Consider the following 21,561-nt stretch of genomic DNA (forward strand, 5'->3'; position numbering starts at 1 on the left):
TGCGATCCATAAGCCTGGTTTGGGTGGTTTTGCGATTTGCCTTGTCTGGGCAAATCTGTATGCGGTATGCGTCCGGCAGGCAGAGAAGCCGATCCGGCGCTCTGCCGGCCAACTGGCATAGCTGCCGTTCTGCATTGGGGTAAGCTGATGACCTTCGACCTTCAGGGCAAGCGCGTTTTCGTGGCCGGACATCGCGGCATGGTCGGCTCGGCCATCCTGCGCAGATTGGCCGACGAGGATTGCGAGGTCTTGACCGCCTCGCGCGCCGAGCTCGATCTTCTCGACCAGGCCGGCGTGCGGCGCTGGATGGCCGACCACAAGCCGGATGCGGTGGTGATGGCGGCGGCCAAGGTCGGCGGTATCCTGGCCAACAACAGGCTTCCTGTCGATTTTCTGCAGGACAACCTCGTCATGCAGAACAATGTCATCGAGAGCGCCTTTCGTAACGAGGTGCAGAAGCTGCTGTTTCTCGGTTCCTCCTGCATCTATCCCAAATTCGCAGCGCAGCCGATCTCCGAGGACGCCTTGCTAACCGGCCCGCTCGAACCCACCAACGAATGGTATGCGATCGCCAAGATCGCCGGGCTGAAACTGTGCCAGGCCTATCGGCGCCAATACGGCGTCGACTACATCTCGGCGATGCCGACCAATCTCTACGGTCCGGGCGACAATTTCGACCTCAATTCCAGCCATGTCGTGCCCGCTCTGATGCGCAAGGCGCACGAGGCCAGGCGCGCCGGCCGCAAGACCTTGGAGGTGTGGGGCTCGGGCACGCCGATGCGCGAGTTCCTGCATGTCGACGACGCTGCCGACGCTCTGGTCTGGCTGCTGAAGAATTATGCGGGCGACAGCCACATCAATGTCGGTTCGGGGCAAGACATCACCATTGCCGACCTTGCCCGCACCATCGTGTCGGTCGCCGGCGCCGATGCCACAATCACATTCGATCCGACGAAGCCGGACGGCACGCCGCGCAAGCTGATGGACGTGTCGCGCCTGTTCGCCACCGGCTGGCGCCCGCGCCACTCACTGCGCAGCGGATTGGAACAGACCTATGCCTGGTTTCTTGAGCACGTCGAAACCGGCGATCTCCGCCTCGGCGCTGCCTGAGGCTGGTATTGGCGAGCTCGGCATCAGGACTGATGAGCCGGAAACGCCCGCCGATGAGAATACTGACGGCCAATTGACGGATTATCTGGATGGTGGGCGTGACAGGGATTGAACCTGTGACCCCTGCAATGTCAATGCAGTGCTCTCCCGCTGAGCTACACGCCCATCCGAAGCCGCGCATACACCATTTTTGGTTCAGCGCGTCAATAGCGGGAAAAGGGAAAGAATGACCGGCTTGTCGCGTCGGTTAAAGACGCGACAAAAGCGCGTCAGGCGGCCTGCAGCATCTTTTCGACTTCGTTGACGAGGTCGCGCAGATGGAACGGCTTCGATAGTACCTTGGCGTCTTTCGGCGCCTTGGAATCGGGGTTCAGCGCAACGGCGGCAAAGCCGGTGATGAACATCACCTTGAGGTCGGGATCGATCTCGGTGGCGCGGCGGGCGAGCTCGATGCCATCCATCTCCGGCATGACGATGTCGGTCAGAAGCAACGAAAAGGGTTCCTCGCGCAGCCGCTCATAGGCGCTGGCGCCATTGTCGAAATCGCTGACCTGATAACCGGCGCGCTCCAGCGCCTTGACGAGGAACCGGCGCATGTCGTCGTCGTCTTCCGCCAGCAGAATGCGTGCCATCTTGTCCCGTCCGAATCACCCAACCGACAATGCCGTTCGGCAAGCCCGTTAACCATGCTGTATATGAGGAGGCGACGGTAAACATCAAGTGAACGTTGGGCGCACAATCCTGTTTTGGCTTGCGCTTCGGCGGCTGGACATGCGGGCGGCGAGGTGGCACTTTCCTATCATGATGCATTGGTATTTCCGGGTTCGTTCAAATTGAAAACGGCAGCCGAGGATTTTTCGGTCGTTCCACCCTTCGAAATCCGATCGGGCGCCGAACAGCGCGTTCCCTTCCTCTTCAACTCGCCGCATAGCGGCCGCTACTATCCGGACCGGTTCATGGCGATGGCCAAGCTGGACCGCAACGCCATCCGCCGCTCCGAGGACTGCTATGTCGAGGAATTATTCGGCGGTGCCGTCGCGCTCGGGGCGCCGATGCTGGCGGCAAACTTCCCGCGCGCCTATCTCGACGTCAACCGGGAGCCGTGGGAACTCGACCCGCGCATGTTCGCCGAACCGGTGCCATCCTTCTGCAACATCCGCTCGGCGCGGGTGGCCGGCGGGCTCGGCACCGTGCCCAAGCTGGTCGGCGAGGGGCTTGACATCTATTCCGGCCGCTTGCCGCTGGCAGAAGCCGTCGCGCGCATCGAAGCGGTCTACAAGCCCTATCACGAGACGCTGAAGCGGCTCTTGACCAGAACGCATGCGCGCTTCGGCTACGCCGTGCTGATAGACTGCCACTCGATGCCGGCAAGCATAAGAGTTGGCGACAGCGGATTGCGGCCGGACTTCATCGTCGGCGACCGTTTCGGCATCTCCGCCGCGGCGGCGTTGACCGAGACGGCGATCGGCCTGCTCACCGGCATGGGCTACAGCGTCGCCCACAACAAGCCCTACGCCGGCGGCTTCATCACCGAGCATTATGGCCGTCCGGTGCGGCATCTGCATGCGCTGCAGATCGAGGTCAATCGCGGGCTCTACATGAACGAGCGGACGTTCCAAAAGTCGGCCGGGTTCGATGCGCTCGCCGACGACCTGGCACGGTTTTCGGCCGAGCTGATGGCGATGCCGGATCACCATTTCGTCGATCTGCCGTTGGCTGCCGAATAGCGCCGAATCGCGGCATTCGCCGCTCATGAGGCAGCGTAAAAAAAGACCGTATCGTTTGCACGACACGGTCGAAGTCTAGGGAGGAAACGCCCAAGGAGGGCATGGACAGGAACCCCTGTCCGAGAACAAACGTATTGTGCGCTGCACAAATGTCAAGGCGCGTTCCGGCTTTTTAATTCACTGTGAAGTGGAAATTGCATTTCCGTGATGACTGCGTTGCATTTGAGCAACAGTTGACACTGCGCGAAAGTCTCTGAACGCCCTTGTTTCGGCAAAAAACCCCCTTGTTTCGGCATAAAACCATGGGGCAAACGGGCATCTCAGACATGCTGGAGCGGGAGAATCAGTTGGACATCAGCATCGAGTTCATGCGGCGCATTGCGCGTGCCGCCGCAGCCGAGACCTTGCCGCGCTTCCGCAATCAGGGCGCGGTCGCCAACAAGGAGCATGGCAGCTTCGACCCGGTCACCGAGGCCGACCGTGAGGCCGAGCGCGCCATCCGGGCGCTGATCAACGCGCAATACCCCGATCACGGAATTCTCGGCGAGGAACATGGCAGCGAAAACATCTCCAGCCGGCATGTCTGGGTGATCGATCCGATCGATGGCACACGCGCCTTTATTTCCGGCCTGCCGGTATGGGGCACGCTGGTCGGGCTGACGGTCGACGGCGATGCCGTCGCCGGCATGATGTCGCAGCCCTTCACCGGCGAGCTGTTCTACGCCAATGCCTCCGGCTCGCATTATGAGGGCCCGGGCGGCCCGCGAAAACTCACGACGCGCAAGACGACAAATCTCGCCGAGGCGACGCTGTTCACCACCACGCCGGCTCTGTTCAAGGGCGACGCGCGTCTGCGCTATGACCTGTTCGAGAAACAGGTCCAACTCGCCCGCTACGGCACCGACTGCTACGCCTTCGCCATGGTGGCGGCGGGCAGCGTCGATATCGTCGCCGATCCCGGATTGAAGCCCTACGACATCGTGGCGCTGATCCCGATCATCGAGAAGGCGGGCGGCGTTGTCACCACCTTCGAAGGCGGGCCGGCGGAAAAGGGCGGCGACATCCTGGCGGCGGCGACACCGGAGCTGCACGCGGCAGCAATGGCGGCGCTGCGCGGCTGAGATTGGGCATTGCTGCCCAGGCGAGATCGTTGCCATACCTCCTAACAGGATGATGTCAGTTGGCATGCGCTATGGAACGCTGTCAGCGGGGAGGACAATAGATGCCGAGGCAGCCAGCAGCCAGCCATTCCGATGCTCCGGCGGACGGGCGGAGCGATTTCGACTTCTTCTTCGGGCGCTGGACCGTCGGCCATCGAAGGTTGCAGAAGCGGCTGCAGGGCGACAGCAACTGGGATGTGTTTGGCGGCACGTGCGACGTGCGGGCGATCCTTGGCGGCCTCGGCAATGTCGACGACAATTGGATTGAATTGCCCGGCGGGCCCTATCGCGCCGCCACCCTGCGGACCTTCGACCCGGCGGCGAGGCAATGGTCGATCTGGTGGATCGACGGCCGCAATCCGTCGACCATCGATGTTCCGATGCGCGGCACTTTCGTGGCGGGCGTCGGCACGTTCCTGTGCGAAGATGTCTTCGACGGCCAGCCGATCCAGGTCCGCTTCCTGTGGTCGCGGATCACGGACAGGTCGGCACGCTGGGAGCAGGCCTTTTCGCCGGACGGCGGCAAGACATGGGAGACCAACTGGATCATGGATTTTGCCCGCATGGCCTGAAGCCGGACAAGGTATGTGGCTCAGACGTCCCCGGTTCCGGGGATGAAGGCGTCAAATGCCGCAAGCAGCTGCTCGCGATAGAGGTCGGCTTCCTGGAGGATCTCATGGCGGGCGCCGTCGATCATCAGCAACGAGCCGACACGCAGACGTCTGGCATAGGCTTCGACTGCCCTGGTCGAGACGACCTGGTCGGCGCCGGCGGCGATCATCAGCAAGGGAACCTGGATCTTGGCCATGAAATTCGGGTCGCTGACGATTAAGGACGCCTCCGTCGCCGCCCTCAGCCAGCGGATCGTCGGCCCGCCGAGCGCCAGCTGCGGATAGGTTTCATAGATCAGCGTGTTGCGCCGATAGCGCGCCGGGTCGCTGGTCAGCTTGTTTATGGCGAAGGGCACTGTTTCCTTCGGCCGCGGACCCCATGCGGCATAGAGTCGGCCAAGGCCGAGCAGACAGAACAGCGAACAGATGCGGCGAACGGTTTTTATCGAAGCCGGCAGGTCGGGTACGGTGAAGAACGGCGCGATCAGCACCATGCGGCGCACGCGGTTCGCCATTGAGGGCGCAGCGAGTAGCGCAATCACCGCCCCGGCCGAATGGGCCAGTATGTAGTAGGGTCCCCGGCAATCGGGCAGCACGATCTCCTCGAAGAACTGCTCCAGATCGCCGGTATAGTCGAAGAAGCTCCTGACGTAGCCGCGCTGGCGGTCGCCGATCAGCCGGTCGGAAGCGCCCTGGCCGCGCCAGTCAAGGCTCGCCACGCCGAAGCCCCGGTCGGCAAGGTTGCGAATAGTCTCGAAATGCTTCTCGATGCACTCGTTGCGGCCGGTCAGGACGACCACGGTGCCCTTCATCGGACGGCTGACCGCGGCAAACAGCCCATAGCGGATCTTCTTGCCGTCGCGCGTGGTGAAGAAGCCGCCGACTGCGTTTTCCGGCAGCGGATTGCCTGGAGTCTCATGGAAGGGCGGGGTCTGGTGGAAGAGATCGGTCATACGGTGTTTGGTTTGGGGTCGGTGCCGGCATGGGCGCAAGTTAGGCATAGACGCCCATGCGCCAAAAGCAAAGGAATTCGGGACGCCGGGGAGGTCGACCCAGGCAGCAAACAAGTTAGACCGGAAGCAGCCTTGGGCATGCTTCCGGCCTCTGTCGACCCGGGAGGAAGGGACGTTACACCCGGTTCGGCCTCGTCGCGTCGCTTTCTCCGGCGACCTGTTCCTGATCTCGAGAACAGTTTTAGTGCCGCCTGGCTGAACGCTCGCCGAAGCCGCGGTTCATCTGCCGTTCATCGGCTTCGGGACGGTCCGGGAGCGCGATCCGGTTCGGTCGCTCGAAAATCTTGAAATGCCTTCGCCCGCTTCCCAAATTTATCGTGCGGCCGCCAATGTCGGGGCCGCTGGCCTATCCGGAACGCCGTCACGGGTTTCGCACCGGCCATACGCAAACCTTGTTGCTCAACAGGAGAACACACTATGCGTCACGTTGATTTTTCCCCACTCTACCGTTCGACCGTCGGTTTCGACCGGCTGTTCACAATGCTCGATTCGCTTGCGCAGCCGGAAGGCCAAACCTATCCGCCCTACAATATCGAACGCACGGGCGAGGATGCCTATCGCATCTCGATGGCTGTGGCCGGCTTCTCGGAAGATGAGATTTCGATCGAAGCTCACCGCAATGTGCTGACCGTCAAGGGTGAGCGCAAGGAGGAAGGCAATGGCGAAGGTTCCGAACTGCTCTATCGCGGTATCGCCAGCCGAGCCTTCGAGCGCCGCTTCCAGCTTGCCGATCACGTCGAGGTCATCGGCGCCGCGCTGAAGAACGGCCTGCTCTTCGTCGACCTCAAGCGCAACATTCCCGAAGAGCTGAAGCCGCGCAAGATCGCGATCACCTCGGCTCCGGCCAAGGCCAAGCAGATCGAGGCTAAGACCGCCGCCTAAGTCAGGCAGCTAAACTCCTCCTGGGACGCCAACTCCCCGGGAAAAAGGGGCGGTGCAGCAATGCACCGCCCTTTTTTGCTGGCGGGTAAGGCTTGCTATCCGGCGAGCAGGTAGCCGAAACGGTCGACCTCATCGGCCGTGGTCGCGAAGCTGGTGACGAAGCGATAGAGCGCTTCGTCCTCGCCGATATGGCCGTCGTAGCCGAGCGGCCTGTGCCAGTCGTAGAAAGCCGCGCCTGCCGCTTGCACTCTTTCGGCCTCGGACTTTTTCATGACCGCGAAGACCTCGTTTGCCTGCGGCAGCCAAGCCAGACGCGCTGAAGGGGAATCCTCGATCGCCGCGGCAAGCCGTGCCGCCATGGCATTGCCGTGCCGTGCCGTGTTGAGCCATAGCCCACCCCTAAAATAAGCATCGAATTGCGCGGCGATGAAGCGCGATTTCGAGAAGAGCTGGGCGGCGCGCTTCCGCAAAAAGGCCAATTCCTTGGCTCGCTCGAGATCGAACAGCACGATCGCCTCGGCGCACCAGCAGCCATTCTTGGTGCCGCCGAAGGAGAGGATGTCGACGCCGTGCTTCCAGGTCATCTCCGCTGGCGTTGTTTCCAGAGCGACGAGCGCATTGGCAAAGCGAGCACCGTCCATATGTAGCGGCAGCCTGTGCTGCTTTGCGATCGCCGAAATCCTGGTGATTTCGTCAAGTGTGTAGACGGTGCCGACCTCGGTCGACTGGGTGATCGAAACAGCCATCGGCCGCCCGGAATGGACGTTTTCGGATGCGAAACGGTCCACCGCCCTTTCCAGATTGCCGGCATCGATCTTGCCGAGTGCGCCGTCGACTGTATAAAGCCGCGAACCGCCCGTGAAATATTCCGGTGCACCGCATTCGTCCTCGATGACATGCGCTTCGCGATGGCAGAAGGAAATGCCGCCTGGCTTGTGGTAGGCGGTCAGCGACAGCGAATTGGCAGCGGTGCCGGTGGCCACAAAAAACACCGCGACCTCGCGTTCGAAGATTTCATTGAAGCGCTGGTGAACTGCCGTGTCGAGGGCACCGTCGCCATAGGCGGTGGAGAAGCCGTCGGCATGGGCCGACAGGCCGGCAGCGATACGGGGATGGGCGCCTGCCCAATTGTCGGAAGCGAAAATCATGCGTCTGCCTATGCTGGGGAAATCAGTGCGAGCTTGGCCGCTTTCGCATGCCGGCCGCAAGGGGCAGATACCGAAAATCCGCTAAAGCCTGCGAAACGCATGAGCGTACATGCAGCGCCTGAAGCTTACGCTGTCGCCGCGTTTTGCGCAATTTTCTGTCGCCAAAGCCTCAAGAATTTTGTGAATCGGTCTTGTATGCGCCGCAGATTTCTGTCATAAAAATTTAGGACAGTAGTGCTGTCTTATTTTGTCGCACAAAACTGGCCGCATTGGCATATGATTGGCCTCTGCGGCCGTTGCTGCGAGCGACAGCTAGACAGCCTGGCTCTGGCCTGTACGAATACCATATGCGAACCATGCGGAAAGCCGCACGGTCGGCAAGAATTTCGCAAGACGTGCCGCAAGATTGAAAAGGAAGCCACGCGCTTCCCGACGGAAACCAGCGCCCGAAGGGGACGGAACGGAGGACAGGACGATGACGGACATGACGCCATCTGCGACGAAGGCCGCGCAGACGAAAGCGGCAGCCGTCAAAAATCTGCGAACCAACACCGGCTATGCCGCGCACGGCCTCTACGATCCGCGCAACGAGCACGATGCCTGCGGCGTCGGCTTCATCGTTAACATGAAGGGCGTGAAGTCGCATCAGATCGTGGAGGACGGCCTTGCCGTGCTCGAAAACCTGACGCATCGCGGCGCCGTCGGCGCCGATCCGCTGATGGGCGACGGCGCCGGCGTGCTGGTGCAACTGCCGGACCGCTTCTTCCGCGAGGAGATGGCCAAGCAAGGGGTCGAACTGCCGAAGCCCGGCCACTACGCCGTCGGCCATGTGTTCATGCCGCGCGACCCGGAGCTGCAGGCGCATATCGAAGGCATCATCGCCGAGGTGGCACAGCTCGAGGGCCAGCCGCTGCTCGGTTTTCGCGACGTGCCGGTCGACAATTCGTCGCTGTCCAAGGCGGCCGACATCGCCGCTTCCGAGCCGGTGCACCGGCAGGTGTTCCTGGGCCGCGGCGCCGAGATCGAGAACGACGATGATTACGAGCGGCGGCTCTACATTCTGCGCAAGGTCATTTCCGGCCGTATCCACGAGGAGACCAAAGGCGTCGACAACGGCTTCTATGTCGTCTCGATGTCGTCGCGGACCATCGTCTACAAGGGCATGTTCCTGGCCTATCAGGTCGGCGCCTATTACAAGGACCTGACCGACCCGCGTTTCGAGACGGCGCTGATCCTGGTCCACCAGCGCTTCTCGACCAACACGTTCCCGTCGTGGAAGCTGGCGCATCCCTACCGCATGGTCGCCCATAATGGCGAGATCAACACGCTGCGCGGCAACGTCAACTGGATGGCGGCGCGCCAGGCCTCGGTCGATTCCGAACTGTTCGGCAACGACATCTCGAAGCTGTGGCCGATCTCCTATGAAGGGCAGTCGGACACTGCCTGCTTCGACAATGCGCTCGAATTCCTGACGCAGGGCGGCTATTCGCTCGCCCATGCCATGATGATGCTGATCCCGGAAGCCTGGGCCGGCAACAAGCTGATGGGGCAGGACCGCAAGGCCTTCTACGAGTATCACGCAGCACTGATGGAGCCGTGGGACGGGCCGGCGGCGGTTGCGTTCACCGACGGCCGCCAGATCGGCGCCACGCTCGACCGCAACGGGCTGCGGCCGGCGCGCTACATTGTCACCGACGACGACCGCGTCATCATGGCCTCGGAAGCCGGCGTGCTGCCGGTGCCGGAGGAAAAGATCGTCAAAAAGTGGCGGCTGCAGCCCGGCCGCATGCTGCTGATCGACCTGGACAAGGGCCGCATCGTTTCCGACGAGGAGATCAAGTCGGAGATCGCGACCAGGCACCCCTACAAGAGCTGGCTCGCCAACACCCAGCTCATCCTCGAAGATCTGAAGCCGGTCGAGCCGCGCGCCCTGCGCAGGGACGTCAGCCTGCTCGACCGTCAGCAGGCGTTCGGCTACACTCAGGAAGACACCAAGCTGTTGATGTCGCCGATGGCGACCACCGGCCAGGAAGCGGTCGGCTCGATGGGTACCGACACCCCGATTTCGGCAATGTCGGACAGATCGAAGCTGCTCTACACCTATTTCAAGCAGAATTTCGCACAGGTCACCAACCCGCCGATCGACCCGATCCGCGAGGAGCTGGTGATGAGCCTCGTGTCCTTCATCGGGCCAAGGCCGAACATCTTCGACCTGGTCGGCAATTCGCGCCGCAAGCGGCTCGAAGTGCGCCAGCCGATCCTGACCAATGGCGATCTGGAGAAGCTGCGCTCGGTCGGCCACACCGAAGACCGCTTCGACACCAAGACGATCGACATCACCTATGCTTCGAGCGAGAGTGCTGCCGGCATGCTGGGCGCCATCGACCGGCTGTGCGAGCGCGCCGAGGCGGCGGTCGCCGGCGGCTACAACATCATCATCCTGTCCGATCGTCAGCTTGGTGCGGACCGCATCGCCATTCCGGCACTGCTGGCGACGGCCGCCGTGCACCATCATTTGATCCGCAAGGGATTGCGCACGTCGGTTGGGCTCGTCGTCGAATCCGGCGAGCCGCGCGAGGTGCATCATTTCTGCTGTCTCGCCGGCTACGGCGCCGAGGCGATCAATCCCTATCTCGCTTTCGATACGCTGCTCGACATGCACAAGCGTGGCGAATTGCCGGCGGAGGTCGATGCGTACGAAGTCGTCTCCCGCTACATCAAGTCGATCGGCAAGGGCATCCTCAAGGTCATGTCCAAGATGGGCATCTCGACCTACCAGTCCTATTGCGGCGCGCAGATATTCGATGCCATCGGGCTGAAGTCGGACTTCGTGCAGAAGTACTTCACCGGCACGGCGACGCTGATCGAAGGCGTCGGGCTGGACGAGATCGCCGCCGAAACGGTCAGCCGCCATACCGACGGCTTCGGCAACGACCCGGTGCTGCGCAACAGCCTCGAGGTCGGCGGCGAATACATGTTCCGCATGCGCGGCGAGGCCCACATCTGGTCGCCCGACGCAGTGGCGACCTTGCAGCACGCCGTGCGCCAAGGCTCGTGGGAGACGTTCAAGGACTATTCCGCCCAGATCGACAGCGACACGGCGCAGGCGCAGACCATTCGCGGCCTGTTCAAGATCAAGCTTGCCGAAGAGACCGGGCGCAAGAAGGTCAAGCTCGACGAGGTGATGCCGGCGGCCGATATCGTCAAGCGCTTCTCGACCGGGGCGATGTCCTTCGGCTCGATCTCAAGGGAAGCGCACACGACGCTGGCGCGGGCCATGAACGCCATCGGCGGCAAGTCGAACACCGGCGAGGGCGGCGAAGAGGCCGACCGCTATCTGCCACTGCCGGGCGGCGGCAAGAACCCCGAACGCTCGGCGATCAAGCAGGTCGCCTCGGGACGCTTTGGCGTCACGGCGGAATATCTGGTCAATTCCGACATGATGCAGATCAAGGTCGCGCAAGGGGCAAAGCCCGGCGAGGGCGGCCAGCTGCCGGGCCACAAGGTTGATGCGACCATCGCCAAGGTCAGGCATTCGACGCCCGGCGTCGGCCTGATCTCGCCGCCGCCGCATCATGACATCTATTCGATCGAGGATCTGGCGCAGCTCATCTACGACCTGAAGAACGTCAATCCGGCGGCGGACGTATCGGTCAAGCTGGTCTCGGAAGTCGGCGTCGGCACGGTTGCGGCCGGCGTCGCCAAGGCGCGTGCTGACCACATCACCATTTCCGGCTATGACGGCGGCACCGGCGCCTCGCCGCTGACCTCGCTCAAGCATGCCGGCAGCCCGTGGGAAATGGGTCTTGCCGAAACGCACCAGACGCTGGTGCTCAACGGCCTCCGGTCGCGCGTGGCGCTGCAGGTTGATGGCGGCCTGCGCACCGGACGCGATGTCGTCATCGGCGCACTGCTCGGCGCCGACGAGTTCGGTTTCTCGACCGCGCCGCTGATCGCGGCCGGTTGCATCATGATGCGCAAGTGCCATCTCAACACCTGCCCGGTCGGTGTCGCGACGCAGGACCCGGTGCTGCGTAAGCGCTTCAAGGGCACGCCCGAGCACGTCATCAACTTCTTCTTCTATGTGGCGGAAGAAGTGCGGGCGCTGCTTGCCGAGATGGGCTTTACTCATCTCGACCAGATCATCGGTGACACCGACCTTCTGGAAAAACGCGAACTGATCCAGCACTGGAAGGCGCGCGGGCTCGACTTTAGCAAGATGTTCTACAAGCCCGATGCGCCACACGAGGCGGTGCACTGGACCGAGCGGCAGAAGCATCCGATCGACGACGTGCTCGACCGCAAGCTGATCGAACTGGCAAAGCCGGCGCTCGAAGCCAGGCAGCCGGTCAGCATCGAATTGCCGATCCGCAACGTCGATCGTTCGACGGGCGCCATGCTGTCGGGTGAAGTGGCAAAGCGCTTCAGGCACAAGGGCCTGCGCGAGGACACGATCTCGGTGAAACTCACCGGCACGGCCGGCCAATCCTTCGGCGCCTTCCTGGCGCGTGGGGTTTCGTTCGAACTGGTGGGCGCCGCCAATGACTATGTCGGCAAAGGTCTGTCGGGCGGCCGCATCGTCATCCGCCCGCCGGAGAACACGAAAATCGTTGCTGCCGAGTCCATTATTGTCGGCAATACCGTGCTCTACGGCGCAACCGAGGGCGAGGCCTATTTCTGCGGCGTTGCCGGCGAGCGTTTTGCCGTGCGCAATTCGGGTGTCGCCGCCGTCGTTGAAGGCGTCGGCGACCATGGCTGCGAATACATGACCGGCGGGATCGTCGTCGTCATCGGCCAGACCGGCCGCAACTTCGCTGCCGGCATGTCGGGCGGCGTCGCCTACGTGCTCGACGAGGCGGGTGATTTCGCCGAGCGCTGCAACATGGCGATGGTCGAGCTGGAGCCGGTTCCGGAAGAGGACGACCTGATGGAAAAGCTGCTCCACCACGGCGGCGATCTCGACCACAAGGGCCGTGTCGACGTATCCGGCGATATGACCAGCCATGACGAGGAGCGGCTCTATCAGCTGATCTCCAACCACGTCCACTACACGGGCTCGGTACGAGGTCGCGAGATCCTCGACGATTGGGCGATTTTCCGGCCGAAATTCCGGAAGATCATGCCGGTCGAATACCGCCGCGCGCTGATCGAGATGGAACGGATGCGCATGAACGTGGCGGCGGAATAGATTTGGAAATTGCCGGGCAGCCATGCGTCCCGGCAACCATCTTCATCAACAATCCTGACCTCGGACTGACGGTTGCCACGGCTGCCTTATGAGGTTAACGGGTGCGTCGCCAGGCGTGCCTTCCGGACAGCAGGGACTGGACTATGGGCAAGGTAACAGGGTTTCTCGAGATCGACCGGCAGGTGCACAAGTACCAGCCGGCTTCCGACCGCATCCGGCATTTCCGCGAGTTCACCCTGCCGATGTCGGACAAGGAGGTCGAGAAACAGGCCGCGCGCTGTATGGATTGCGGCATTCCGTATTGCCATGGGCCGACCGGCTGCCCGATCCACAACCAGATCCCGGACTGGAACGACCTCGTCTACAATGGCGACTGGGACAACGCGATCCGCAACCTGCATTCGACCAACAATTTTCCGGAATTCACCGGCCGCATCTGTCCTGCACCTTGCGAGGAAGCTTGCACGCTGAACCTCGAGGACATTCCGGTCGCCATCAAGACGATCGAGCAGGCGATTGCCGACAAGGCCTATGAAACCGGCCATATCCGGCCCTATCCGCCGGAAAGGAAGACCGGCAAGCGCGTCGCGATCATCGGCTCGGGACCGGCCGGCATGGCGGCTGCCCAGCAGCTCGGCCGCGCCGGCCACGACGTTCATGTCTATGAGCGCGAGAGCCGGCCGGGCGGGCTGATGCGCTACGGCATCCCCGATTTCAAGATCGAGAAGCACTATATCGACCGGCGCATCGAGCAGATGCAGGGCGAGGGCGTTAGCTTCCTTTGCGGCGTCAATGTCGGCGTCGATAAGCCGGTCGCCGAACTGCTCGCCGAATATGACGCGGTGCTCTATTGCGGCGGTTCTGAAACACCGCGTCCGGCCAACATCCCCGGCGACGATCTCGACGGCGTGCATGACGCAATGCCCTATCTGGTGCAGCAGAACAAGCGCATCGGCGGCGAGCCAATCCAGTCGGTGGCATGGCCGTCGCGCCCAATCGTCGCCGGCGGCCAGCACGTCGTCGTCGTCGGTGGCGGCGACACTGCCTCCGACTGCGTCGGCACCGCCTTCCGCCAGGGCGCCGTGCGCGTCACTCAGCTCGACATCCGGCCGCAGCCGCCGGAAAAGGAAGACAAGCTTTCGGTCTGGCCCTATTGGGCGACCAAGATGCGCACTTCGTCGTCACAGGCCGAAGGCGCCGAGCGCGAATTCCAGGTGGCGACGCTTGAATTCATCGGCGAAGACGACCAGCTGACCGGGGTCAAGTGCTGCGAGGTCGACGAGAAGCGCAAGCCGATCGCCGGCACCGAATTCGTCATTCGTGCCGATCTGGCCTTCATCGCCATCGGCTTTGCCGGGCCAGCCAGTCGAGGGCCGGTGTCGGAACTCGACGGGCAGATGAAGATCGTCACCGACAGCCGCCGTTCGAAGAACGTCGAGGCCAATGATCGCGACTACAGGACCAGCGTCGAAAGGCTCTATGCGGCGGGCGACGTGCGGCGCGGCCAGTCGCTGGTCGTCTGGGCGATCCGCGAGGGCCGCCAGGCGGCGCGCGCCATCGACGAGGCACTGATGGGGTCGAGCGTGCTGCCGCGCTGAGGCCGCTCCGAAACTCTACTCCTGCGGCCGTCTGAAGGCGTTTTCTGCGCCTCCGGTGCTCGCGGTCTCTGGCTCCAGAGAAAGAGGTTCTGGTTTACGGCCGGATCGCCGTCGTCGTGTCGGATGCGGCCGCCGCCGTCGCAGGCTGTGTCTTGGGCGGCCACGAGAAATCGTCGGCGCGGCCGGGCGAGGCGTCGGGCGACTTGCCTTCGACGATGAGCTTTTCGCCAGGCAAATTCTTGTCCGCCTTTGCCAGTGGTGCGGCGCCGAGCAGTTCCGAGCCGCCGTCCAGCGCCGGATCGCTCAGTAGCATCGGCACGGTGCGATCGACGGCTATCGGTGCGGCAGCAGGTGCCGGCGCCTCGACGGGAGCGCCGGCCGGGGCAGAAGCCGTCACTACGCTTCCCGGCGCGGCCAGCCCAAGGATCTTCATCAGCGGCTTTTCGGTATAGAAGGCGAGCTTGCGCTTGCCGGCCTTCGACATGTTGATGCCGTCGTCGGAGCGCAGGCGCACCGATTGGCCATTGATGTCCGGTCCGCTGGTGACAAAGGCGCCGTTCTCGTCGACGAACCCGTCCCAGACGTCGACGAATTCGCCGCCATGGCTTTCGGCGGACGAGCGGTAGATATCGTTGAAGGCCAACATGTCGGAGGTCATTTTCGAGACCCGGAAGGCCGGCATGCCAACCCACAGATACGGCACTTTGGCCGAGGCGATGGCCTTGCCGAGCGCTTCGGTCCGGCGCTCGTATTCCTTGGTCCAGTTTTCGGATCGCGGCTGCTCGCGCACATCGCCGACACGCATCTGCTGCCGATCGTTGGATCCCAGCATGACGACGACGGCTGCCGGTTGTTCGGTCGCGATCAGCGACTTGACCTGTTCGGGCCAGTTGTAGACGTCGTCACGCACGAAACCGGACGAGCCGTTGGCGCGGACGACGATCCTGACGCCGGTGTTTTCGGCAAAGGCGGCGTCGAGCCCCTCGGCCAACCCAGACGCCATGAAATCACCGACCACCAGAACGACGCGGGCATCCGGCGCCTTCTCGGCCACCGGGGTTGTCGGCTCGGCCGGCGGCGGCCGGCGAACAGATCGGGGCTTCCTCAGCTTGGGCCTGGGCTTTGCTCTCTGGAATTCTCTCTGGAATTCGGGCGGCGGCTGCTCAAACCGCTCGCTTCTGCGCGGAAACAACAGGTCACGCAGCGACCAGCCACGACTTTCCGGCTCCTGCGCCATGGCCGAGGTGTGAAAGGCGCCGGCGGCGCCGACAGCTAGAACGACGATCGCCAGAACCAGGATCGGCGCGCGACGAACGATCACCCAGATGCGCGCAGCCGAAACCAATCACCCCCTCCATCCCGTAACCGGCTCTAGTTCTGTCTGAGCCATTTGAGCACTTCCTTGCTCGGATACCCGTCCTGGGTCAAGCCGGCCTTTGCCTGGAAGGCCATGATGGCGGTTTTCGATCCATCACCGATCTTGCCGTCGAACTTGCCGTCGTAATAGCCGTGCTCGGAAAGCCGCTTTTGAAGCTCCTGCCTTTCCTCGAAGGAGAGCTTGGTGAAGGGCCGCTTCCAGTCCTGCACAAGCCCACCATAACCGGCGATTTCGTCGGCAAGGAGGCCGACGGCGAGCGCATATTTGTCGGCATTGTTGTAGCGCTTGATCACCGAGAAATTCTTGATCATCAGGAAAGCCGGCCCGCCGCGGCCGCCGGGCAGCTTCAACGTCGCCTTATCCGCACCGTTCTTGAACGGCTTGCCGTTGGCACGGGTGACGCCCAGCGCCTGCCATTGCGACAGCGACTTCGAGCCCCCAGGCAACGTCTTGCCGTCCGGAAGGCTGACCTCATAACCCCAGGTCTTGCCGGCCTGCCAGCCGTTCTTCCTCAGCAAATTGGCGGCTGTCGCCAGTGCGTCGGGAATCGAATTCCAGATGTCGCGCTTGCCGTCGCCGTCCATATCGACCGCATAGGACTGGTAGCTGGTGGGGATGAACTGGGTATGACCCATCGCGCCGGCCCATGAGCCGCTGAGATGGCTTTCGTCGATGTCGCCGGTCTGCAGGATCTTCAGTGCCGCGATCAGCTGGGTGCGGGCAAATTTCGCGCGCTTCGGGTCGGCATAACCAAGCGTCGCCAGCGAGCGCACGACATTGCGCATGATGTCATCCCGTTTGAGGGTTTCGCCGTAGTTCGATTCCATCGACCAGATAGCCAGCAGGATGTAGCGGTCGACGCCGTATCTTGCCTCGATCCGGTCCAGCCACGGCTTCCATTTCCTTGCCATCTGCTGGCCGACAGCGACCGACTGGTCATGGACGCGGTTGTCGAAATAATCCCAGGCGGGGGCGGTGAATTCGGGTTGAGTACGGGCCTTTTCCAGCACCACCGGGTCAGCATCGTTGATGCCCTTGAATGCTTGGTCGTAGACGGAGCCGGAAACGCCGCTCGCCACGGCGTTAGCACGGAAGCTGGCGACCCATTGGCGGAAGTCGGCATCGGCAAAAGCCGGCCCGCTGGGCATGAGCAAAGCAAGCGAGAGGCTGGCGGCCGTCAGGACGCTGGTGAAGCGCCTTGCGACGTTGCGAGCGGACATCTTTTCCTCCTTCTTCATCTCAGGAAGACTATTCATCGCCGAACCCGGTTAGGATTTGGTTTACCATAGGTGCCGTCCGGGATGAAAAAGATGCGTCAATGCTTTACCAGCCGAGATTTCTGTCCCGCCGTTCAGTAATCCTCGATTTCGGCATGAAAATGTCTCGAATCGGGATTGCCGAACCGGCATGCAAATGGATAATTGGCACATGAAGAGAGTTCGCAAGGCAGTATTCCCGGTTGCCGGTCTCGGCACGCGGTTTCTCCCAGCTACCAAGGCCATTCCCAAGGAAATGCTGACGGTCGTCGACAGGCCGGTCATCCAGTATGTGGTTGATGAGGCGCGCGAGGCCGGCATTGAGCATTTCATCTTCGTGACCGGCCGCAACAAGGCGGTCATCGAGGATCACTTCGATGTCCAGTTCGAACTCTACGACACACTTGCACAGCGCGGCAAGAACGACCAGCTCGCTCGCCTGCAGCGGCTGCAGCCGGCGCCGGGGCAGACCAGCTTCACCCGCCAGCAGGTGCCGCTCGGCCTTGGCCACGCCGTCTGGTGCGCGCGCGAGCTTGTCGGCGACGAGCCCTTTGCGCTGCTGTTGCCCGACATGATCATGCAGTCGGAAAAAAGCTGCATGAAGGATATGGTCGAGCTCTACGCCGAGACCGGCAACAACATCGTAGCGGTGCAGGAATGCGATCCCGCCGAGGCGCACAAATACGGCATTGTCGGACGCGGCGAGGATGCCCATCACGGTTTCCGCATCGCCGGTATGGTGGAAAAGCCGAAGACCGGCACGGCGCCGTCGAACCTCTACATCAACGGGCGCTACATCCTGCAGCCGGAGATATTTGGGATACTCGAAGGCCAGGAAAAAGGCGCCGGCAACGAGATCCAGCTCACAGATGCAATGCTGAAGCTGCAGAAACAACAGCCCTTCTACGGCTATCATTACCGCGGGCGCACGTTCGACTGCGGCTCGCCCGAAGGCTTCGTCGAGGCCAACGTTGCCTTCGCGCTGTGGCGCAGCGACATGAATGCAAGTATGGCCGGGGTCATTCGCACGCTTCTCGACGAGCTCACGCCGTCAGAGCACCGCGGCGCGGCCTTTTAGCTTAAACACCGGATTTTGCTGACTACCGCTGCAGCTTCAAGCCGACGAAAATGCTGTTGGCCGTGTAGTCGCGTCCAACAAGGTTGCTGGTCAGTTTTTCAGTCCTGGCGCGGGTGGTGAGCCCGGCATAGCGGTTCAGCCACCATGTCAGCCCAGCCTCGGCGCTCAGCGTCAAATCATGGCTGTCGGAACCGGTATAGTCGCGCCATTCAACGCCGAGAGCGGCATTTCCGGTCAGGTTGGCGCGGATTTGCCGCTCACCGGTGAGGCTGCCGGAATAGAGCATATCGCCGCTTTCGCCCGCGTTCGTCGTGTTCTCGGCGGTCGTCTGTGCGGTGAGGCCGATCGTGGTGCCGCGTTCCGGCGACCATTTGAGATCGGCATTGACCGTCGCGCCCGAAATCGCCGGCAGGGCGTCGTCGTCGATAGCTTCGCGCAGCCAGCCGGCCGAGAACTCGCCGGCAAGCTTCTCACCGAGGTCGAGCTCGACGCCGGCCCGTGCGCCAAGCCGCGTCGAGGAGCGCTGGAAGCCGTTTGGATCGACGCGCAAATCATAAACGCGCCGGCCGATCTCGATTTCGGTGAACGGAGTGATGGCAGGCGAGATTTCATAGCCGGTGCGCAAGGTGGCCGTATAGAGCGTCGAGTCGCGGCCCTTCTGGGACAGCGATCCACCCGACGAAAGCTTGGCGTCGCCAAAGATGTCATGCTCGACCGCGCCGGTCAGCGCGAAGCGCATCTTGCCGGCGTCCTTCTCGACGGCGAGGCTGCCGTTCACGGTCTGACGCACGGGCTGCCCAACGGCGCCGACGATGGCGCCCGGCGACGAGGCCGATTCGGGCACGGCCTCATAGCCCAGCTTGGCGATAGCGCGCAGCTCATTGTCGAGATCGATGTTGAGTGTGCCGTCGACGCGGCCTTGCGCCTCGTGAACGTCATAGCCGGACAAGGTTTCGCGGAAGATGCCATAGCCCTCAATCGTCGCCGAATTCTCCCGCCAGTCGGAGACGGCGTTGAAGCGCAGCGTCGTTTCCGACAGCAATGCCGGCTTGCCGAGGCTGCTCGAATCGGCATTCGACGAAGACGTCAGGCCCTGCTCGAGCGTCGGCCGGATCACGAAGGAGCCGAGCTGGATGCCGGTGGCGGCGAATGGGTCGTCCTCGCTCTTCTTGTCCTGACCTTCGATGGCTTCGGTGCGCTCGGCGCCGGGGTCAAGCTTGAGCCTCTCGGCGGAATCGACAGTAACGGCCCGGCGGTTGGCCGTATCCTGCTCGTCCGCGGCGTCGGTGTCTGTGTCCCCGGCCGCCGCGGCCGCTGCAGTCGCGGTTCTCTTGCTCTTCTTGTTGTCCGCGGCCTCGTCTTCGGCCTTGGCCTTGTCCGCATCGGCGGCGCGTTGCGTTGCGCTCGGCCGCCGTCGTGGCGGGGGAGCAGGGTTGTCGGCAAACGGATCGTCGGTGGCTGCCGGCGGATCGAAAATGCCGCCGGTTGCGGCGGCTTCGCCCGTGCCGTCGTCAGGCAACGCGCCGGGGCTGGCCGGACGATAGGTAGGTAGCGGCGTATTGTCATTGGCGGTTGCGGCAGCCTGGGTTCCAGCCATGCTCAACTGCCCGGTCTTGCGCTGCTGGTCGTCCAGGATTGTCGATTCCGAAACCTCGCCGCGCAGCTCGGTTTCTTGGGCGCAAAGCAGTGCCGGACGCGACAACGCAAAGACACTGGTTGCCAGCAGCAAGGCGCAGACCGCCTTGCCTTTTCGTCCCATTTTGTTTTCAGGCTGAAACCCGGACATCGCCACCACTGCTTGCGCGGCACACGCGCGCCATACTTACGAAACCGTAAATGGGGATGGTTAACGGAGCGTTGAGGGATAGCCCGTCAGGGCGTTCAGGGCGGCAATTCCGTTGGACAGGCGCGCGCCGAAGCGCTAATCGCATCGTCCATGGACGTGAAATCCCCAGACAGGAAACGGCTCGACCGGCAGGCCGCGATTGCCTCGGCGCTGAGAACGGTGGCGACAGAGCAGGCCGGCGTCGCGGCACTGGCAGGCGCGCTCGAAAACGGGCTGGCTGAGCCGTTCGCACGGGCCGTCGACATGGTGTCCCAGATCGATGGCCGCGTCATCGTCACCGGGGTCGGCAAAAGCGGCCATATCGGCTCGAAGATTGCCGCGACGCTCGCCTCGACCGGCACGCCGGCCTTCTTCGTCCACCCTGCCGAAGCCAATCACGGCGACCTCGGCATGATCGCCAGGAACGACGCCATCATTGCCCTGTCGTGGTCGGGGGAAAGCCTCGAGCTCAAGGGCATCATCGCCTATTCGAGGCGCTTCTCGATCCCGCTGATTGCGGTCACCGCCGGTGAAAAATCGGCTCTGGCGCGCGCGGCGGACGTGGTGCTTCTGCTGCCGCGAGCACCGGAAGCCTGTCCGCACGGGCTTGCGCCGACGACCTCGACGCTGCTGCAAATGGTGATGGGCGATGCGCTGGCCGTCGCGCTGCTCGAGGCGCGGGGCTTCACCCCGGACCATTTCCGCACTTTCCATCCGGGCGGCCAGCTCGGAGCCAACCTGACGCAAATCCGCGAGATCATGCATGTCGGCGACAGGCTGCCGCTGGTGGCGTCCGGCACCGGCATGCGCGAGGCGATCCTCGAATTGTCGCGCAAGGGATTTGGCTGCGTGGCGGTCACTGCCGCGGACGGCAAGCTGATCGGCATCATCACCGACGGTGACATCAGGCGCCATATCGGCAGCGATCTCCTGGCCATGAGCGTCGATCAGGTGATGACCAGAGAACCAAAAATGGCCGCGCCCGACACGCTGGTTGCCACGGCGCTGCAGACGATCAACGATTCGGCCATCACCAGCCTGATGGTGGTCGAGGGCAGACGGCCGATCGGGCTCGTCCATCTCCACGACCTGCTGCGCATCGGTGCCGCCTAGCGGGTTTTAGACCGCCTCGACCGTCAGTTCCAGGTCCGTATCGGCAGCACCGGTTACGCGCACCTGCGTGCCGGCCGGCAGGTCAGGGCCGGAGACGCGCCACAACGTGTCGCCCAGCTTGATGCGGCCGCGTCCGTCCTTGATCGGCTCGGCAAGCGTCGCCATCCGGCCGACCATCTGCGCGCCGCGGCGGTTGAGCAGCGGCTGGTCGGTTGGATCATGGCGCCCGCCCACCAGCCGCTTGCCGACATAGGCAGAGACCAACGACAATGCGAGGAAAGCGAGGACCTGGACCTGCCAGACCCAGAAATCGGCGTTCCAGACGAGCAGCGAGACAACACCGATCAAAAGCGCGGCAATGCCGATCCACAGCATGAAAATGCCCGGCGCGATGACCTCCATCACCAGGAGGACGAAGCCGAGAACCATCCAGTTCCACGGGCCGAGTTCGGAAACGATGCGGTCGAGCATGGC

General features: G+C 62.9%; 16 protein-coding genes and 1 tRNA gene. 9 read left to right on the forward strand and 8 right to left on the reverse strand.

The window, feature by feature from the left end:
• Positions 1-147 precede the first annotated feature (147 nt).
• Positions 148-1,110 carry a GDP-L-fucose synthase gene (fcl, locus tag NKJ08_RS10995; protein WP_352524635.1) on the forward strand — a complete coding sequence of 321 codons (963 nt, stop codon included), beginning with the start codon at positions 148-150 and terminating at the stop codon, positions 1,108-1,110.
• Between the two features lie 90 nt (positions 1,111-1,200).
• Here the strand turns inward: fcl and NKJ08_RS11000 are convergent.
• Positions 1,201-1,275 (reverse strand) — tRNA-Val (locus NKJ08_RS11000).
• A 104-nt stretch (positions 1,276-1,379) separates the two neighbouring features.
• Complete coding sequence (gene cpdR / locus NKJ08_RS11005; protein WP_006199474.1) at positions 1,380-1,742, reverse strand: cell cycle two-component system response regulator CpdR; 363 nt, start codon at positions 1,740-1,742, stop codon at positions 1,380-1,382.
• 153 nt (positions 1,743-1,895) lie between these two features.
• Between cpdR and NKJ08_RS11010 the strand changes: the two genes are divergently transcribed.
• The 3 genes from NKJ08_RS11010 (at position 1,896) to NKJ08_RS11020 (ending at position 4,569) form a co-directional block, all read left to right on the forward strand.
• Entirely contained in the window at positions 1,896-2,837 is a 942-nt protein-coding gene (locus NKJ08_RS11010) for an N-formylglutamate amidohydrolase (protein WP_352524634.1), read from the forward strand.
• Between the two features lie 347 nt (positions 2,838-3,184).
• Positions 3,185-3,958, forward strand: coding sequence for a histidinol-phosphatase (gene hisN, locus NKJ08_RS11015; RefSeq protein WP_352524633.1), 774 nt, complete (start codon positions 3,185-3,187; stop codon positions 3,956-3,958).
• 101 nt (positions 3,959-4,059) lie between these two features.
• Positions 4,060-4,569 carry a DUF1579 domain-containing protein gene (locus NKJ08_RS11020; RefSeq protein WP_352524631.1) on the forward strand — a complete coding sequence of 170 codons (510 nt, stop codon included), beginning with the start codon at positions 4,060-4,062 and terminating at the stop codon, positions 4,567-4,569.
• Between the two features lie 20 nt (positions 4,570-4,589).
• On the opposite strand, the gene NKJ08_RS11025 is transcribed toward NKJ08_RS11020, so the two are convergent.
• Positions 4,590-5,561, reverse strand: coding sequence for an alpha/beta fold hydrolase (locus NKJ08_RS11025; RefSeq protein WP_352781759.1), 972 nt, complete (start codon positions 5,559-5,561; stop codon positions 4,590-4,592).
• Positions 5,562-6,038: 477 nt separating this feature from the next.
• Here NKJ08_RS11025 and NKJ08_RS11030 point away from each other — a divergent pair, with 477 nt between their 5' ends.
• A complete protein-coding gene (locus tag NKJ08_RS11030) occupies positions 6,039-6,503 on the forward strand; it encodes an Hsp20 family protein (protein ID WP_352524628.1) in 465 nt (154 codons plus the stop codon).
• 95 nt (positions 6,504-6,598) lie between these two features.
• Here the strand turns inward: NKJ08_RS11030 and NKJ08_RS11035 are convergent, their stop codons facing one another.
• A complete protein-coding gene (locus tag NKJ08_RS11035; RefSeq protein WP_352524626.1) occupies positions 6,599-7,651 on the reverse strand; it encodes a threonine aldolase family protein in 1,053 nt (350 codons plus the stop codon).
• 475 nt (positions 7,652-8,126) lie between these two features.
• Between NKJ08_RS11035 and gltB the strand changes: the two genes are divergently transcribed.
• Together gltB and NKJ08_RS11045 are read left to right on the forward strand one after the other, a co-directional pair.
• Positions 8,127-12,839 (forward strand): glutamate synthase large subunit, encoded by a 4,713-nt coding sequence (gltB, locus tag NKJ08_RS11040; protein ID WP_352524625.1) that lies wholly within the window; start codon positions 8,127-8,129, stop codon positions 12,837-12,839.
• Between the two features lie 143 nt (positions 12,840-12,982).
• Positions 12,983-14,437 (forward strand): glutamate synthase subunit beta, encoded by a 1,455-nt coding sequence (locus NKJ08_RS11045; RefSeq protein ID WP_352524624.1) that lies wholly within the window; start codon positions 12,983-12,985, stop codon positions 14,435-14,437.
• Between the two features lie 94 nt (positions 14,438-14,531).
• Here NKJ08_RS11045 and NKJ08_RS11050 read toward each other — a convergent pair whose 3' ends face one another.
• Positions 14,532-15,782 (reverse strand): SGNH/GDSL hydrolase family protein, encoded by a 1,251-nt coding sequence (locus NKJ08_RS11050; RefSeq protein WP_352524622.1) that lies wholly within the window; start codon positions 15,780-15,782, stop codon positions 14,532-14,534.
• A 26-nt stretch (positions 15,783-15,808) separates the two neighbouring features.
• Positions 15,809-17,035, reverse strand: a complete 1,227-nt coding sequence (locus NKJ08_RS11055) for a lytic murein transglycosylase (RefSeq protein ID WP_352781760.1) — start codon at positions 17,033-17,035, stop codon at positions 15,809-15,811.
• 208 nt (positions 17,036-17,243) lie between these two features.
• On the opposite strand from NKJ08_RS11055, the gene galU reads away from it, so the two are divergent.
• The gene (gene galU / locus NKJ08_RS11060; RefSeq protein WP_352524619.1) at positions 17,244-18,149 is read left to right on the forward strand and encodes a UTP--glucose-1-phosphate uridylyltransferase GalU; all 906 of its coding nucleotides are present in this window, start codon (positions 17,244-17,246) and stop codon (positions 18,147-18,149) included.
• Between the two features lie 22 nt (positions 18,150-18,171).
• On the opposite strand, the gene NKJ08_RS11065 is transcribed toward galU, so the two are convergent.
• A complete protein-coding gene (locus NKJ08_RS11065) occupies positions 18,172-19,935 on the reverse strand; it encodes an outer membrane beta-barrel protein (RefSeq protein WP_352524617.1) in 1,764 nt (587 codons plus the stop codon).
• Positions 19,936-20,085: 150 nt separating this feature from the next.
• Between NKJ08_RS11065 and NKJ08_RS11070 the strand changes: the two genes are divergently transcribed.
• Complete coding sequence (locus NKJ08_RS11070) at positions 20,086-21,087, forward strand: KpsF/GutQ family sugar-phosphate isomerase (RefSeq protein WP_352524616.1); 1,002 nt, start codon at positions 20,086-20,088, stop codon at positions 21,085-21,087.
• Between the two features lie 6 nt (positions 21,088-21,093).
• On the opposite strand, the gene NKJ08_RS11075 is transcribed toward NKJ08_RS11070, so the two are convergent.
• Positions 21,094-21,558: an NfeD family protein gene (locus NKJ08_RS11075; protein ID WP_352524615.1), complete on the reverse strand. Its 465-nt coding sequence runs from the start codon at positions 21,556-21,558 to the stop codon at positions 21,094-21,096.
• Positions 21,559-21,561 lie beyond the last annotated feature (3 nt).

Source organism: Mesorhizobium sp. M0244 (genome assembly GCF_040321795.1).
Taxonomy (GTDB): domain Bacteria; phylum Pseudomonadota; class Alphaproteobacteria; order Rhizobiales; family Rhizobiaceae; genus Mesorhizobium.